This is a genomic window from Micromonospora sp. DT227 (genome assembly GCF_049841835.1).
Taxonomy (GTDB): Bacteria; Actinomycetota; Actinomycetes; order Mycobacteriales; family Micromonosporaceae; genus Micromonospora.
Genome location: NZ_JBNCLA010000001.1, coordinates 470,504 through 484,365, shown reverse-complemented (window position 1 = coordinate 484,365; position 13,862 = coordinate 470,504). Strand labels below are relative to the sequence as shown.

The window sequence follows — 13,862 nt, the reverse complement described above, 5'->3', positions numbered from 1 at the left end:
GTCAGCGCCTCCCGGAGTCCGCGATGGCCGCCGCCATGATCCGGCCGGCGATCCGGGCCGCCTCCGCGCTACCGCCGCTGCCGGCCTGCTCCAGCTCGACGCAGACCGCGGAGAGCGGCGTGCCGTCCTTGTCCATCGCGAAGCCGATGAACCAGCCGTGGTCCGGCGTGTCCGGGCCGGACTGCGCGGTGCCGGTCTTGCCGCCGACCACGTACCCGTCGATGGCGGCCCGGCGGCCGGTGCCCTCCTTCACCACGTTCTGCATCATCGACCGCAGGTCGGCGGAGACCTGACTGCTGACCGGGCGGCGCAGCTCACGCGGCTTGGCCGCGTCGTAGACCGTGGTGCGGTCCGGCCCGAGCAGCTGCTTCACCATGTACGGGCGCATCTGGCTGCCGTTGTTGGCCACCGCGGCGGCGATCAGCGCGCCCTGCAACGGCGTCATCCGCACGTTGTTCTGGCCGATCGACGACTGGGCCAGCGCGGCCTGGTCGGTGCTGCCGTCCGGGTTCTGCATGTCACCGGTGCGGCTGGCCGCGACCGGCAGGCCGCCGTCACCGTTCTGCCCGACCGTGAGGTCCTCCTGCTCGAAGCCGAACTGCTTCGCCTTCTCCTTGACCTTCTCCGCGCCGAGGCGCACGCCGAGCTGCGCGAAGCCGGTGTTGCAGGACTCGGTCACCGCGTCCCGCAGTGTCACCTGCGACTCGGGGCAGATCGACGGCGCCGCGTTCTTGATCGGCACGCCGGCGCCCGGCGCGGTGTAGCTCGACCCGGCCGGGATCTGCGTCTGCTGGCCGACGCCGTTCTCCAGCGCCGCGGCGGCCATGATGACCTTGAAGGTGGAGCCCGGGGGCAGCACCTCGGCGAGCGCGCGGTTGGCCAGCGGCCGGTCCTTGTCCTTCTCCAACGCGTTGTAGGCCCGGTCGGCCTCGGTGCTGGAGTGGCTGGCCAGCGGATTCGGGTCGAAGCTCGGCATGGAGACCAGCGCCTGCACCGCGCCGGTACGCGGGTCGATCGCGACTGCCGCGCCCTTCTTCGCCCCGACCTGGTTGTCGTTGAGCTGCTTGAACGCCGTTTCCTGGGCCCGCTTGGAGAGGGTCAGCAGCACGTTGCCGCCACCGGTCTCGTCCCCGGTGAACATGTCCTTGATCCGGCTGGCGATGAGCGCGTCGCTGGTGCCGGCGAGGAAGTCGTTCTCCACCCGCTCGATGCCGCTCGCGCTGCCGTTCACCGGCTTCCAGCCGAGCACGTGCGCGTACATCTCCCCCTGGGGGTAGGTGCGCAGGTACTTCAGCTCCCCGCCGGTCTCCTTGCTGAGCGCGTACGCGGTGCCGCCGACCTCGATGTTGCCGCGCTTGCGGTCGTACTCGGCGACCTGGACCCGGCCGTTGTAGTCGCTGGTGCGGTACTCGTCGGCCTTGTACGCCTGGATCCAGTTCAGGTTCGCGAAGAGCAGGCCGAACAGGATCATCACGACCACACCGACGCGGCGCAGGGGTGCGTTCACGGCCGGATCACCTCCGTGGGAGCACCGTGCAGCTGGTCGGGCGGGCCGCCGCCGGGCCGGGCCGCCGGGCCGCGACCGCCGGTGACCGGCCGGCGGGCACCGTCGGAGACCCGCAGCAGCACGGCGATCAGCAGCCAGTTCGCCATCAGCGAGGAACCGCCGGCGGACAGGAACGGCGTGGTCTGACCGGTCAGCGGGATGAGCTTGCTGATCCCGCCGACGATGACGAAGACCTGGAGGCCCAGCGTGAACGCCAGGCCGCCGGCGAGCAGCTTGCCGAACGAGTCGCGCACCGCCAGTGCCGCCCGCAGGCCCCGCTCGACGATCAGCAGGTAGACCACGAGCAGCGCGGAGAGACCGAACAGGCCGATCTCCTCACCGATGCCGGCGAAGATGAAGTCGGTCTGCACCTCGGGCAGCAGCGTCGGCTGGCCGCCGCCCGGCCCGGCCCCGAACAGGCCACCGGTGCCGAGCGTGAGCAGGCCCTGGACGAGCTGGTAGCCGCGGTCGTACGGCTCGGCGAACGGGTCGAGCCAGATCTGCGCCCGGTCGTAGAAGTTGGCGAACGGGCCACCCACGGTGCTGCCCAGCAGGTAGGCCAGGTAGGCGCCGCCGAAGAACAGGATCAGACCGATGAGCAGCCAGCTCACCCGCTCGGTGGCGACGTAGAGCGTCACCACGAACATGCCGAAGTAGAGCAGCGAGGTGCCCAGGTCCTTCTCGAAGACCAGGACCAGGATGCTGACCAGCCAGACCACCAGCACCGGCCCGAGGTCCCGGCCGCGCGGGAAGTCGATGCCGAGCACCCGCCGGCTGGCCAGCGACAGCACCTCCCGCTTGCGCACCAGGTAGTACGCGAAGAACGTGAGCAGCGCGAGCTTGGCGAACTCACCCGGCTGGATCTGGAACCCGCCGACCCGGATCCACAGCTTGGCGCCGTTGATCTCGGAGAACCGGCCGGGCAGCACCGCCGGGATCATCACCAGCACGATGCCGGCCAGCCCCAGCGTGTACGCGTACCGGGAGAGCGTGCGGTGGTCGCGCAGGATCGCCAGCAGCCCGGCGGCGAGCGCCACCGCGGCCAGCGTCCACGCCAGTTGCCGGCCCCCGGTGCCGGCGAAGATGGCCAGGTCGGCCCGCTCCGCCGGCGCGGCCTGGGCCAGGTCGTAGCGGCGCAGGAAGCCGACCCCGATGCCGTTGAGCAGCGCCACCGCCGGCAGCAGCGCCGGATCGGCGTACGGCGCCAGCCACCGGATCACCAGGTGCAGGCCCAGGAAGACCAGCCCCAGCGCGGCGGCCGGAACCCAGAAATCCGACGTGATGGTGTCCAGCGCCTTGGCCTCGATCATCGCCGCGTACGCCGCCACCAGCACCATGGCGAGCAGGAGCAGGGACAGCTCGGCGTTACGCCGGGACCGGGCCAGGCGTACGCCGGACTGCTCGCCCGTCGAAGCGGGCGAGGCGGCCGGTGCGGCGGCTGCGGTCACGGATGCGTCCTCGGGATCGAGCCGGCGCTCACTCCGGCGACCGGCAACCGGCGGGATCGGCCGGCGGAACGGTGTCGGAGACTACGGCGTCGGGCGTGATGGTCAACGTCGGTGTGGGCGTCGGCGGGCCGGGCGTCGGGGTCGGCGGGACGGCGCTGCCGGTGGCCGCCGGGGACAGCGCGCCGGCCGTCGCCACCGGCGTCGGGCTGGGCGTGGCCGGCGTCGTGCCGGGCGCCGGACTCGGCGGGCAGAGCGGCTTGAGGTTCGGGTTGGCCGGGTCGTCGCTCGTCAGTTCCGCCAGTCGGCGCTCGGCGTCCGGCTCGCTCTTGGCCTGGATGCCCTGCTTCACCCGCTCCTGGGCGGCCAGGGTCAGGTCGTCGAGCCGGGACTCGCTGCGGGCGTGCACGTCCGACAGGTCGAGGCCGGCGACCTGGCCGGGCACCCCACGGAACACCGCGAGCTGACCGTCGTCCGTGGCCCCGACGTAGTACTGCCGCTGGGTGTACGTCCAGCCGCCGAAGACGGCGCCGGCGACGATGACAGCCAGCGCGAGCGCCATGGCCACGGTCCGCAGCGGCCGTCGCCGACGCGGCTCGGGCTCGTCGTCGCGGTTGTCGGCGGGCTCCTCGGGCACGGGCGCCCGGGGGGCGGACAGTGCCGAGGCGCGGGCCGCCGGGGTGGAGTCGTCGGCCGATGTCGCCATGCCCCGGTCGCGGGCGGCGGCGCCGCCGACGATCGGGGACGCCTCGACGATGTCCTGGTCGGTCGCGTCGGCGATGATCACCGTGATGTTGTCCGGCCCGCCGCCGCGCAGCGCGAGCTGCACCAGGCGTTCCACGCACTGCTGCGGGTCGGGGTACTCGCGCAGGGTGTCGCCGATGGTGTCCGCGCTGACCACGCCGGAGAGACCGTCGGAGCAGATCAGGTACCGGTCGCCGGGCAGCACCTGGCGGACGCTGTACTCCGGGTCGATGTCCCGGCCGTCGAGCGCGCGGGTGAGCAGCGAGCGCTGGGGGTGGCTGCTCGCCTCCTCCGCGCTGATCCGGCCCTCGTCGACGAGCATCTGGACGTAGGTGTCGTCCTTGGTGATCTGCGCGAACTCGCCGTTGCGCAGGAGGTAGGCCCGCGAGTCACCGATGTGGACCATGCCGAGCTTGCTGCCGGAGAAGAGGGTCGCGGTGAGCGTCGTGCCCATCCCCTCCAGCTGCGGGTTGGCGTCCACGGTGTCGCGGAGTTGCTGGTTGGCGGTGCCCACGGCGGATCGGAGCGCGTCGACCAGGGCGTCACCGGGGACGTCCTCGTCGAGCGGCGCCATGGCACCGATGACGATGTTGCTGGCGACGTCACCGGCGGCCATGCCGCCCATGCCGTCGGCAACGGCGAGCAGCCGCGGTCCGGCGTAGACGGAATCCTGATTACCGTCTCGGATCAGACCGCGGTCACTGTGGGCCGCGTAGCGCAGGGTCAGAGTCATGGCCGTAATTCGAGGGAAGTGCGGCCGATCCGGATCGGCACGCCGAGGGGGACGGGGGTTGGTCCGGTGACCTTAGCGCGATCCAGGTAGGTGCCGTTAGTTGATCCGAGGTCCTCGACGTACCACTGCCCGTCACGCGGCACGAGCCGGGCGTGTCGCGCCGAGGCGTAGTCGTCGGTGATCACCAGCGTCGAGTCCTCCGCCCGACCGATGGTGATCTGCGCTTCCCCCAGCGTGATCCGGGTGCCGGCGAGTTGACCGGCGGTGACCACCATCTGGTGGGCGGCGCGGCCCCGCTTGGCCTTCGCCGGCTTGCCGGGTGGGGCGGGCTGGTTGGTCGACGCGCCGACCCCGCGTGGCGCGGCCACCAGGCGACTCGACCGGGCCCCGGCGAAGAGGTCCCGGCGAATCACGCCGACCACCGTGAAGACGAAGATCCACAGCAGGATGAGGAACCCGAACCGGGCGACGGTGATGACGAGCTCCGGCAACGGGGATCAGCCGTCCACGCGGAAGGTCAGCGTCGTGGTGCCGAGCTGGATCATGTCGCCCGGGTTGAGGGCGACCGCCGAGACCCGCTGGCCGTTGACCATCGTGCCGTTCGTGGAGCCGAGGTCGGTCAGCACGACCTGGCCGCCGTCGAAGTCCAGCCGGGCGTGGCGCCGGGAGATGCCGACGTCGGGCAGACGCAGGTTGGCCTGGTCGCCGCGACCGATCACGGTCGAGCCCATCTGGAGCGGGTAGGTGCGCCCGTCGCCGGAGACCAGGCGGACGTTGCGACCGCCGCCGTGGCCGGGCGGCGGACCGTAGCCGCCACCCTGGTCGTAGGCCGGGTACGCCGGGCCGGCGTCGTAGCCGCCCTGGTCGTAGCCGCCCGGCGCGGAGACCGGCGCGACGTCGCCGCCGGTGTAGACCTCCGCGGTGACCCGGAACATGCCGGTGTCCAGCCCTTCACCGCGTTCGACCTCGACGATCACGTCGCCGTAGACCGTCCAGGCCTGCTCGCCGATGAACTCCGCCTGCGACTGGGCCAGCTCCTGGGCCAGCGCGGCGGCGTACGGCGCCAACCGACTGTGGTCGTACGGCGAGAGATCGATCACGTAGCGGTTGGGCACCAACGTGCGCCCACCGGCCAGGATCGCCTTGTGCGCCTCGGCCTCCCGCTGCATGGCGTTGAGGATCTCCACGGGGTGGACCACCCCTTTGAAGACCTTGGCGAAGGCCCCCTCGACCAGGCCTTCCAGACGCTTCTCGAAGCGTTGCAGCACGCTCACCGGCTCCTCCTCGGGTCCCGAGGCAATGATGGTATCCGGACACCGCCTCCGCAGCTCACACGCCGCTCGGCCGGCTACCGTAGACCCGTTCGTGACCAGGCCCGCGAGCGTGCTACAGTTTCGCCCGCCACGAGCGGTGATCGTTCGTGGCAAGACCAGTGGACAGCGTAATATGTCCCGACACCCGCCGCAGATGGCGGGCGCGGGATGCGATATGGTGTTCCGGTCGTGCCACGGGGATGTGGCGGAATGGCAGACGCGCACGGTTCAGGTCCGTGTGTCCGAAAGGACGTGGGGGTTCAACTCCCCCCATCCCCACCAGAACGAGGGCTCCGCAGGCTGCGGGGCCCTCGCGCCGTATCGGGGCGTACCGGACGTCACGCTATGCTCCGATGGTTTCCCTGCCTCCCATGGACCAGGAGTGGCGTGTGAGTGTCGCGTTGGTGACCGGTTCCGGCGGTCTGATCGGCTCCGAGGCGGCCCGGCACTTCGCCGGCCTCGGTCTCGACGTGGTCGGCATCGACAACGACATGCGGCGGTACTTCTTCGGCGAGGACGGCTCGACCGCGTGGAGCCTCGACCGGCTCGCCGCCGACCTCGGCTCCGCGTACACCCACCACGCCGTGGACATCCGGGACCGGGACGGCCTGGAGCAGGTCTTCACCCGGTACGGCCGGGACATCGCCGTGGTGATCCACAGCGCCGCCCAGCCGAGCCACGACTGGGCCGCCAAGGAGCCGTTCACCGACTTCGACGTGAACGCCGGCGGCACGCTCAACGTGCTGGAGAACACCCGGCGGCACGCGATCGACGCGCCGTTCATCCACTGTTCCACCAACAAGGTCTACGGCGACCGGCCCAACTCGCTCCCGCTGATCGAGCTGGAGACGCGCTACGAGCTGCCCGAGGACCACCACTGGTACGGCGGCATCACCGAGGACATGTCGATCGACGAGTCGCTGCACTCGATCTTCGGCGCCTCGAAGGTGGCCTCGGACGTGATGGTCCAGGAGTACGGCCGGTACTTCGACATGAAGACCGCCTGCTTCCGGGGCGGCACGCTGACCGGCCCGGCGCACTCCGCGGCCGAGCTGCACGGCTTCCTCGCCTACCTGATGCGGTGCGTGATGGAGGGCCGGACGTACAACCTCTTCGGCTACAAGGGGAAGATGGTCCGGGACGCGATCCACTCCCACGACGTGCTCACCGCGTTCGAGGCGTTCTTCCGGGAGCCGCGGTCCGCCCAGGTCTACAACCTCGGCGGCGGCCGGCACTCGAACACCTCGCACATCGAGGCGTTCCGGATCGCCCAGGAGATCACCGGCCGCGAGGCGCGGATCAACTACGTCGAGCAGGCCCGCACCGGCGACCACCAGTGGTACGTCAGCAGCATGGCCCGGTTCGAGGAGCACTACCCGGCCTGGAAGATCACATACGACGTGCCGATGATCCTCCGCGAGATCCACGAGGCGAACGTCGACAAGTGGGTGCCGCAGGCATGACCGGCGACACGAAGCGCAACGTGCTCGGCGTCGGCGTCGACGCGACCGACTACGCCCGGGCCACCGAGGCGGTGGTCGACGCCGCCCGGGAACGCCGTCCCCTGGCGCTGACCGCGCTGGCCGTGCACGGCGTGATGACCGGGGTGCTCGACCCGGCGCACAACGCCCGGCTCAACGCGTTCGACGTGGTGACCCCGGACGGCCAGCCGGTGCGCTGGGCGCTCAACCTGCTGCACGGCGCCGGCCTCACCGACCGCGTCTACGGGCCGGAGCTGACCCTGCGGGTGCTCGCCCGGTTCGCCGACGAGGGGCTGCCGGTCTACCTCTACGGCTCCACCGAGGAGACGCTGTCCCGGCTGATCCCGGCGCTGGAGCGCAAGTTCCCGGCGCTGAAGATCGCCGGCGTCGAGCCGTCCAAGTTCCGGGCCGTCCAGCCGGGCGAGGACGCCGAGATCGCCGACCGGATCCGGAGCAGTGGCGCGCGCCTCGTCCTGGTCGGGCTGGGCTGCCCCCGCCAGGAGGTCTTCGCGTACGCCATGCGACCGCTGCTGGACATGCCGCTGATGGCGGTCGGCGCGGCGTTCGACTACCACGCCGGCCTGCTGCGCAACCCGCCGCCGTGGATGCAGCGCGCCGGGCTGGAGTGGTTCTGGCGGCTCGGCCTGGAGCCGAAGCGGCTCTGGCGCCGGTACGTCATCCTCAACCCGGCCTACCTGGCCCGGCTCGCGGCGCAGAAGACCGGCCTGTGGAAGGCCACCCCGCCGGCGCCGGCCACCGGGCGTCCGTCCACCTTCGACGTCTGATCCGGCCCGCCCCCTACGGGACGACGTTCCGGGTCGACCGGGGTGCCGTCCCGGATTCGGTGGACGCCGAACTGGGCAAGGCTGAGCCCATGGATGACCGTCTCGCTCTGCTGCTCCCCGTCGCCGCCGTCTGGCTGGCCGCCGGCCTGGTCGCGGAGGGCCTGCCCGGGCTGCGCCGCGCCCGCGCGCTGCGCCGGCGTACCGGATGGTTGTCCGCACTGGTGCTGACCGGCCTCACGCTCACCGCGGCGCTCCTCGTCGCGGGCCTGCAGAGCGGCGGCGACACGGCGCTCGACAAGGCCGCCGCCGGGCTCGCGGTCGCGGCGGCCCCGACGGCTCTCGTCGCGGTCTGCACGGTACGCCGGCTCCGGCGACTGCGGGCCGGCGCGAGCGCCTTCACCGCGGCGCCGGGCACCCCGGCGCCGCACGGGCTGCGGGCCGCCGCCGCACACCCGCTGATCGTGCTCCCGATCCAGGCGACCGCGCTCGCGGCGCTGGTGGCGGTGCCGCCGGCCGTCGGGGTCGACCTGTTCGCCGCGCCGGGGGTGGCCGGCCCGGCGATCACCGTCGCGGTGCTCGGCGTGGCCACGATCGGGGTACGCCACGCGCTGCGGCACAACCGGCTCGCCGAGCGGGCGATGCCCCGGGCGACCGCGGTGTCAACGCGTCCGGCCGGTGCCCTGCACGTATAGCAGTTCGAGGATCGCCCGGGTCGCTTCGAACCAGCGGTCCAGCCAGCCGGGCGGGGGCACGCTCCCCCTGGGCGGCAACTCCAGCAGCAGCCCGCGCAGCAGCGGGTGGTCCACCAGGGACTCCTGCTGCTCCATCGGCCACCCGCTGGGCGGGAACGACGGCTCGGTCAGCGGGTTCGGGTCCAGCGACGGCAGGGAGAGCGTCGGCGCGGACGGCTCCGGCGCGCCCGTGTCCCGGGCGGTGAGGTCCTCGCCGTCGGTGGAGACCACCTCGGTCAGGACGGTGTCCCGGCGGGCCCCACGGTACTTGCCACCGAACCGCTCGGGCTTGCCCGGGCCGTTGGTGAGATTCTCTGAACCGATCGTCGTCATCAGTCTCGCCTGCCTCGTTCGGTTGCCGATCCGTGCGGTTCAACGAGGCGGAACGGAACAGGCGACGGGTGCCCGGCGTCGGCGGCCGGTGGACGTGGAACGGTCCCGCCCGACGACGCTGGCGGGCGGGACCGTTTCTCGGGGGTACCGATCAGCTTTGGCCGAAGGCTCCGCCCCGGGCCCGGGCGACGAATGCGTGCCAGTCACCGGGGGCGAAGACCAGGGCGGGGCCCGCCTTGTCCTTCGAGTCCCGGACGCCGACCGCCCCGGTCACGTACGCGACCTCCACGCAGTTGTCGCAGTTCGGCCCGCTCTTCGAGCTTTTGAACCACGTCGCCTGCGTCAGGTCCACGGGGAACTCCTTGGTCGCCATTTCCACAGCGGCTCCTCTGCCAGTCTCGCGATGTGTGCGACGGACTCCTCCGGTCGAATGGCCGCTGCTCGAATGTGATCGAAGATGAAGCTGTACTTCTGAAGCTCGTCGCTCTTCTCCAGGAAGAGCCCACCCGTGGCGTTCTCCGCGTACACGACATCGGGATCACTCGGTTCGGGGAAGCTGAGGATCGTGAAGGTGCCGTCCATACCGGCGTGGGCCCCCACCTCGAAAGGGAGGACCTGCACCGTCACGTTCGGCAGTTGGGCCACCTCCACCAACCGCTTGAGCTGACTACGCATCACCGCGTCGCCGCCAACCGGCCGGCTCAGCACCGCTTCATCGAGCACCACCCACAGATCGACCGGATCGTCCTGGGTCAACAACGACTGTCGGCCCAATCGGACACGGACCCGTTGGTCGATCTGGTCGGCGGTGAAGTCCGGACGGGCGGCGCGGATCATCGCCCCGGCGTACTCCTCGGTCTCCAGCAGGCCGGGCACGACCTGCTGCTCGTACGCCCGGATCTGGCTGGCCGCGGCCTCCAGGCCGACGTACGCGCCCACCAGCACCGTGCTGTACGGATGCCACCACCCCTTCTGCCGTGCCTCGCGGGCGATCTGCACCAGCTCGTCGCTCTCCGCGCCGACCACCCCGTAGATGCGGAGCATGTCCCGCACGTCGCGGGGTGTCGCGGTGGTGTGGCCGGTCTCGATCCGGGAGACCTTGGACGCCGAGCACTCCAACTGCTCGGCGACCACCTCGATGGTGATGCCGGCGGCTTCCCGTTGCCGGCGGAGTTCGGCGCCGAGTCGGCGCCGACGGATGGTCGGGCTGCGCCGTTCGCTCACGACGCGGCTCCAGGACTCGCAGTCACCCGGCTACCTCCGGTCGGTCGCGCCCGGTTCCACACCCGCCGTGGGCGCGACCGGCGGGCGGCGGGCAAGCGTTCGCGGCGGGGGTGGTGCCGGTCGTCGACCGGCCGCGACGGGCGAAACCGGCGTCCAGTGTGCCGGCCCGGCACCTGAGGCTTCAAGCGTCCGGTTCACGTGTCCCGCTCACCTATCGGCAAAAGTCGACGTGCAACTTGCATGTCGCACCTCGCTGATGCACTCTGTCCGTATGGCACGGGTTACTCACCGTCTTCGCTTGATCTCCGCGCGTGGTGACACCACGCTCGCGGGACGGCCGGAGGGGAGCCGTCCCGCGCCGTGCGACCTGCCCCGGAGTAGAAGACCCCGCCGCTGCACGCCGTCTCGGCTGCGGCGGCGGGAGCGGTAACCGGGAGCAGCCGGGTGATGGTCGGGTGGCGGCTCGCCACCGTGGGTACGGCCCGACCAGCACCGACCGACCGCCGGTCCACGAGGTAGACCCCCCGTCGCCGGACCGCACCGACCCGTTCAGCTCGCCGGCCCCGTGCCGGCCGAACCCTCCCAGGAGCCCATGTGCTTCCCCGCTCCGGTGACGTACTGCACGTGACGCGCGCGGCGAGTGTCCAGTTCTTCCGACCGATCATGTTCCGGGTGATCCGGGTGCTCGACTGGCCGGCCTACGACGGTTGGCTCTGGCTCGACGGCTACGAGTTGAACGCGGCGGGGGACGCGGTCAACCGACGGTCGATCTTCGTACAGCAGGAGGGGCTGCGGCAGATCCAGGCCGCGCCGGTCCCCCGACAGCACACCGTCCGGACAGCCCGCCGTCCGGTCACCCGGACCCCGGTCCGGGTGGGCTGACCTCACGATTCCCGGCCCGTGGGCGTGCCGCCGCCATAGAATCGGTACGCCCACCCCGGCACGTTCCACCCCGCGCGCCACGGACCCTGAACCAGGGATGGTCATGGTCAATCTGCCCACCGCGCGGCGGCACCACAGGTCCCGCACCGGCTACGCCCTCGGGCTCTTCGTCTTCCTCGGGGTCGCGACCGCGCTCGCGCTCGTGGTCCGCCACCCGGCCTTCTCCACCACCCAGCAACTGGCCGAACCCGTACCGGCCCCGGAGATCACCGTGGCCGGCGCGGACGCCCGCCCGACCGTCGAACCGGACGACGCCGAGCCGGACGAGATCGAGCAGCCGTCGGCGGCGGACGGGGCCGACGTGTCACCCCCGTCCGGCGCGGCGGGCAGCGGGGCCGGCGGCGGCATGCTCGCCGACCGCCCCATCGAGCCGACGGACCTCAGCCGGCCGCTGTTCTACTCCGGTCTGCTCGGTCTCGCCATCTCGCTGGCCGGGCTCGGCCTGGTCGGCGCCCGCCGCCGACAGTGGTGAGTACGCGTCAGGGCGTGGCGGAGGTGGCCGGCGCGGAGCCCGGAGTGGTCGTCCCGGTCGTCGGTGCGCCGGTGGTGGGCGCGGCGGACGCGGCCACCACCAGGGTGACCCGCTCGCCCTCGCCCACGGCGTAACCGGCCTCCGGATCCGTGGCGATCACCGTCCCGGCCGGCCGGTCCGACGCTCGGCGCTGGACGCGGTAGTCGATGCCGAGCCGGTCCAGCACCGTTCGGGCGGCCGACTCCGGCACCCCCACCAGCGGCGGCATCGGCACCTCGGCGGCTGCCGTCGTGGCCGGCGGCGTGGTCGGCGGCGCACTGCTCGGCGACGCGCTGGTCGGGGTGGCGTTCGTCGGTGCGGGGGTGCTCGGCACCGCCGACGGTGCCGGCCCGGGACCGGAGTCGCGGTCGGCGGCCCGCGACGCCAGCCACACCCCGGCCGCGATCAGCCCGATCAGGATCAGGGCCAGGACGCCCAGCAGGATGGGCATCCACCAGCGACGTCCGGCCTGCTCGTCGGCGTACCACTCGGCGCCCGGCTCCGGATAGGCCGCCGACCGTGGCGGCGGCACGCCGGCCCGGCCGGACCAGGGCGCGTCACCGACCGGCTCCTGCCGGCTGGTGGCGTCGAGGGGTCGAGGGGCCCCGCCGGGCAACGGCCGGGTCGCGTCCGCGTCCCCGCCCGCCCCGGCCGCGTTCCGGGGCAGGGCCCGGGTGGCGTCCCCGTCGTCGGCGGGTGGTTCCTGACGGTCGTCGCTCATGACACTCGTCCTTCCCGCACCGGGACGGGGCTCGCGGCCCTCGGACGTCCACGGTAGCGGGCCACGGCCGGGCCGGCCGGGATCAGCGCGCCGGACGGCGTCAGGGCGTCGGCGGCGGGCCGTCGCTCGGCGTGCTCGAGGGCTCGTTCCCGCAGGTCAACGACACCTGGTCGTTCCAGTGGGCGGTGCCCCCGGCGACCGGGTCCTGCCCGCTGACCGGCCCCTGCCGACCGGCCGGGTAACGGGGATAGAGCCCCGCCTCCACCAGGTCGTCGGCGGCGTCGGAGCAGGACTCACCACCCACGTCGGGGACGGTTACCTCGGGCGCCGGCCCGGTGACCCAGACGGTGACGGTGACCCCGCGCTTCACCGGCGCCCCCGGCCGGGGCGACGTGCGCTCCACGGCGCGTCCCGAGCCGCTGCCGAACACCAGCCGCCAACCGAGTCGACGGTCGCGCAACTGCTGCCGGGCCCGCTCGAAGTCAGTACCCACCAGCTCCGGCACGGTGAGGCCGGCCGGGGTGCGCGAACGGGTACCGGTGGGACGGTCCTCGCCCGGGCGGTCCGTCGTGGGAGCGGCCCCGGTCGGGCCGGACGGAACGGGCGGCGGGGCGGCCGGCGGCGAGACGGCCTCGGACGAGGCGGTGGGCCGGTCCGGGCCACCGGCCAGGATCCAGCCACCGCTGGCTCCGATCACGGCCAGCAGGACCGCCGCCAGTCCGCCTCCGACGAGTAGCCGGGTCCGGTCCGGACCGGTCTCGTCGCGTACCGGCTGCTGCTCGTCCGTCATCGCGTCTCCCGCCTCAGTCATCGGCGACCGTAGCCGGTGCCGCCAAGCCGTCCGGGCCCGGCCGGCCGCTCCCACGACTCGCCGGGCCGACCTCGGGACGCTACGCTGCCCGGCATGGCCAGACGGGGCTGGGGAGGATCGACCGCTGCGGCGCTCGGCGTCGCTGCCGGCGCGGGCGCCGCTCAGCTCGGCTTCGGCTACGGGCTGGGCATCATCAACTGGGCGCCCACCGGCACCGTACGCGTCGAGTCGGCGTGGGTGGCGAGCCTCGCCTGGGCCACCTGGATCGCCGCGACCTCGGTCATCGCCGGTGCGGTCTGCGCCCAGCGCCTGCGCGGTGGTGGGGACGAGCCGGTGGGTGTGCTGCCCCGGCTCGGGCTCGCCCTGGCCGCCGGTGTCGGCGCGCTGGTCACCGTGCTGCTGGTGGCGGTGCCGGCCCGGGCCGCGCGGGTACCGGACACCACCGCGCCGCAGACCGTCGCCGCCCCCGCCCCCGCGGCGGGGCGGGTGCTCGGCGGGCGGGGGGCGACCAGGGCGGTGGAAACCCCCGCCCCCCCCCCCAA

15 protein-coding genes, 1 tRNA gene and 1 pseudogene are annotated in these 13,862 nt (G+C 72.7%); 7 read left to right on the top strand and 10 right to left on the bottom strand.

Annotated features, from left to right (window positions below):
* Window position 1: 1 nt before the first annotated feature.
* Genes ACLQ2W_RS02445 through ACLQ2W_RS02425 form a run of 5 tightly spaced genes read right to left on the bottom strand, consistent with a single transcriptional unit; the run spans window position 2 to window position 5,769 of the window.
* The gene (locus ACLQ2W_RS02445; protein WP_425785060.1) at window positions 2–1,507 is read right to left on the bottom strand and encodes a peptidoglycan D,D-transpeptidase FtsI family protein; all 1,506 of its coding nucleotides are present in this window, start codon (window positions 1,505–1,507) and stop codon (window positions 2–4) included.
* Window positions 1,504–2,994 carry an FtsW/RodA/SpoVE family cell cycle protein gene (locus ACLQ2W_RS02440; protein WP_405091837.1) on the bottom strand — a complete coding sequence of 497 codons (1,491 nt, stop codon included), beginning with the start codon at window positions 2,992–2,994 and terminating at the stop codon, window positions 1,504–1,506. The genes ACLQ2W_RS02445 and ACLQ2W_RS02440 overlap by 4 nt, the downstream gene beginning before the upstream one ends.
* Before the next feature lie 28 nt (window positions 2,995–3,022).
* The gene (locus ACLQ2W_RS02435) at window positions 3,023–4,468 is read right to left on the bottom strand and encodes a PP2C family protein-serine/threonine phosphatase (RefSeq protein ID WP_425785059.1); all 1,446 of its coding nucleotides are present in this window, start codon (window positions 4,466–4,468) and stop codon (window positions 3,023–3,025) included.
* The gene (locus ACLQ2W_RS02430; protein ID WP_107158182.1) at window positions 4,465–4,959 is read right to left on the bottom strand and encodes an FHA domain-containing protein FhaB/FipA; all 495 of its coding nucleotides are present in this window, start codon (window positions 4,957–4,959) and stop codon (window positions 4,465–4,467) included. Before ACLQ2W_RS02430 ends, ACLQ2W_RS02435 begins: the two co-directional genes overlap by 4 nt.
* Before the next feature lie 6 nt (window positions 4,960–4,965).
* Entirely contained in the window at window positions 4,966–5,769 is an 804-nt protein-coding gene (locus tag ACLQ2W_RS02425; RefSeq protein WP_107158181.1) for an FhaA domain-containing protein, read from the bottom strand.
* Window positions 5,770–5,977: 208 nt separating this feature from the next.
* On the opposite strand from ACLQ2W_RS02425, the gene ACLQ2W_RS02420 reads away from it, so the two are divergent.
* The 4 genes from ACLQ2W_RS02420 to ACLQ2W_RS02405 all read left to right on the top strand — a co-directional run bounded on the left by ACLQ2W_RS02420 (window position 5,978) and on the right by ACLQ2W_RS02405 (window position 8,739).
* Window positions 5,978–6,063 (top strand) — tRNA-Leu (locus tag ACLQ2W_RS02420).
* A 71-nt stretch (window positions 6,064–6,134) separates the two neighbouring features.
* The gene (locus ACLQ2W_RS02415; RefSeq protein WP_281933778.1) at window positions 6,135–7,244 is read left to right on the top strand and encodes an NAD-dependent epimerase/dehydratase family protein; all 1,110 of its coding nucleotides are present in this window, start codon (window positions 6,135–6,137) and stop codon (window positions 7,242–7,244) included.
* Window positions 7,241–8,047 carry a WecB/TagA/CpsF family glycosyltransferase gene (locus tag ACLQ2W_RS02410; RefSeq protein WP_425785058.1) on the top strand — a complete coding sequence of 269 codons (807 nt, stop codon included), beginning with the start codon at window positions 7,241–7,243 and terminating at the stop codon, window positions 8,045–8,047. The genes ACLQ2W_RS02415 and ACLQ2W_RS02410 overlap by 4 nt, the downstream gene beginning before the upstream one ends.
* 89 nt (window positions 8,048–8,136) lie before the next feature.
* On the top strand, window positions 8,137–8,739 hold the full coding sequence (locus ACLQ2W_RS02405) for a hypothetical protein (protein WP_425785057.1): 603 nt from the start codon (window positions 8,137–8,139) through the stop codon (window positions 8,737–8,739).
* Here ACLQ2W_RS02405 and ACLQ2W_RS02400 read toward each other — a convergent pair.
* The 3 genes from ACLQ2W_RS02400 to ACLQ2W_RS02390 all read right to left on the bottom strand — a co-directional run bounded on the left by ACLQ2W_RS02400 (window position 8,707) and on the right by ACLQ2W_RS02390 (window position 10,335).
* Complete coding sequence (locus tag ACLQ2W_RS02400; RefSeq protein ID WP_425785056.1) at window positions 8,707–9,111, bottom strand: hypothetical protein; 405 nt, start codon at window positions 9,109–9,111, stop codon at window positions 8,707–8,709. The genes ACLQ2W_RS02405 and ACLQ2W_RS02400 overlap by 33 nt on opposite strands.
* A 151-nt stretch (window positions 9,112–9,262) precedes the next feature.
* A complete protein-coding gene (locus ACLQ2W_RS02395; RefSeq protein ID WP_107158178.1) occupies window positions 9,263–9,484 on the bottom strand; it encodes a DUF397 domain-containing protein in 222 nt (73 codons plus the stop codon).
* A complete protein-coding gene (locus tag ACLQ2W_RS02390) occupies window positions 9,454–10,335 on the bottom strand; it encodes a helix-turn-helix domain-containing protein (protein WP_107158177.1) in 882 nt (293 codons plus the stop codon). Before ACLQ2W_RS02390 ends, ACLQ2W_RS02395 begins: the two co-directional genes overlap by 31 nt.
* A gap of 594 nt (window positions 10,336–10,929) precedes the next feature.
* On the opposite strand from ACLQ2W_RS02390, the gene ACLQ2W_RS02385 reads away from it, so the two are divergent.
* Both ACLQ2W_RS02385 and ACLQ2W_RS02380 read left to right on the top strand, forming a co-directional pair.
* Complete coding sequence (locus ACLQ2W_RS02385) at window positions 10,930–11,217, top strand: hypothetical protein (protein ID WP_405091831.1); 288 nt, start codon at window positions 10,930–10,932, stop codon at window positions 11,215–11,217.
* A 103-nt stretch (window positions 11,218–11,320) separates the two neighbouring features.
* On the top strand, window positions 11,321–11,749 hold the full coding sequence (locus ACLQ2W_RS02380; RefSeq protein WP_405091830.1) for a hypothetical protein: 429 nt from the start codon (window positions 11,321–11,323) through the stop codon (window positions 11,747–11,749).
* A gap of 7 nt (window positions 11,750–11,756) precedes the next feature.
* Here the strand turns inward: ACLQ2W_RS02380 and ACLQ2W_RS02375 are convergent, their stop codons facing one another.
* Both ACLQ2W_RS02375 and ACLQ2W_RS02370 read right to left on the bottom strand, forming a co-directional pair.
* A complete protein-coding gene (locus tag ACLQ2W_RS02375; RefSeq protein WP_425785055.1) occupies window positions 11,757–12,509 on the bottom strand; it encodes a PASTA domain-containing protein in 753 nt (250 codons plus the stop codon).
* Window positions 12,510–12,609: 100 nt separating this feature from the next.
* The gene (locus ACLQ2W_RS02370) at window positions 12,610–13,320 is read right to left on the bottom strand and encodes a PASTA domain-containing protein (protein WP_425785054.1); all 711 of its coding nucleotides are present in this window, start codon (window positions 13,318–13,320) and stop codon (window positions 12,610–12,612) included.
* 93 nt (window positions 13,321–13,413) lie between these two features.
* On the opposite strand from ACLQ2W_RS02370, the pseudogene ACLQ2W_RS02365 reads away from it, so the two are divergent.
* A pseudogene (locus ACLQ2W_RS02365) lies at window positions 13,414–13,862 on the top strand (hypothetical protein); the annotation flags it as partial.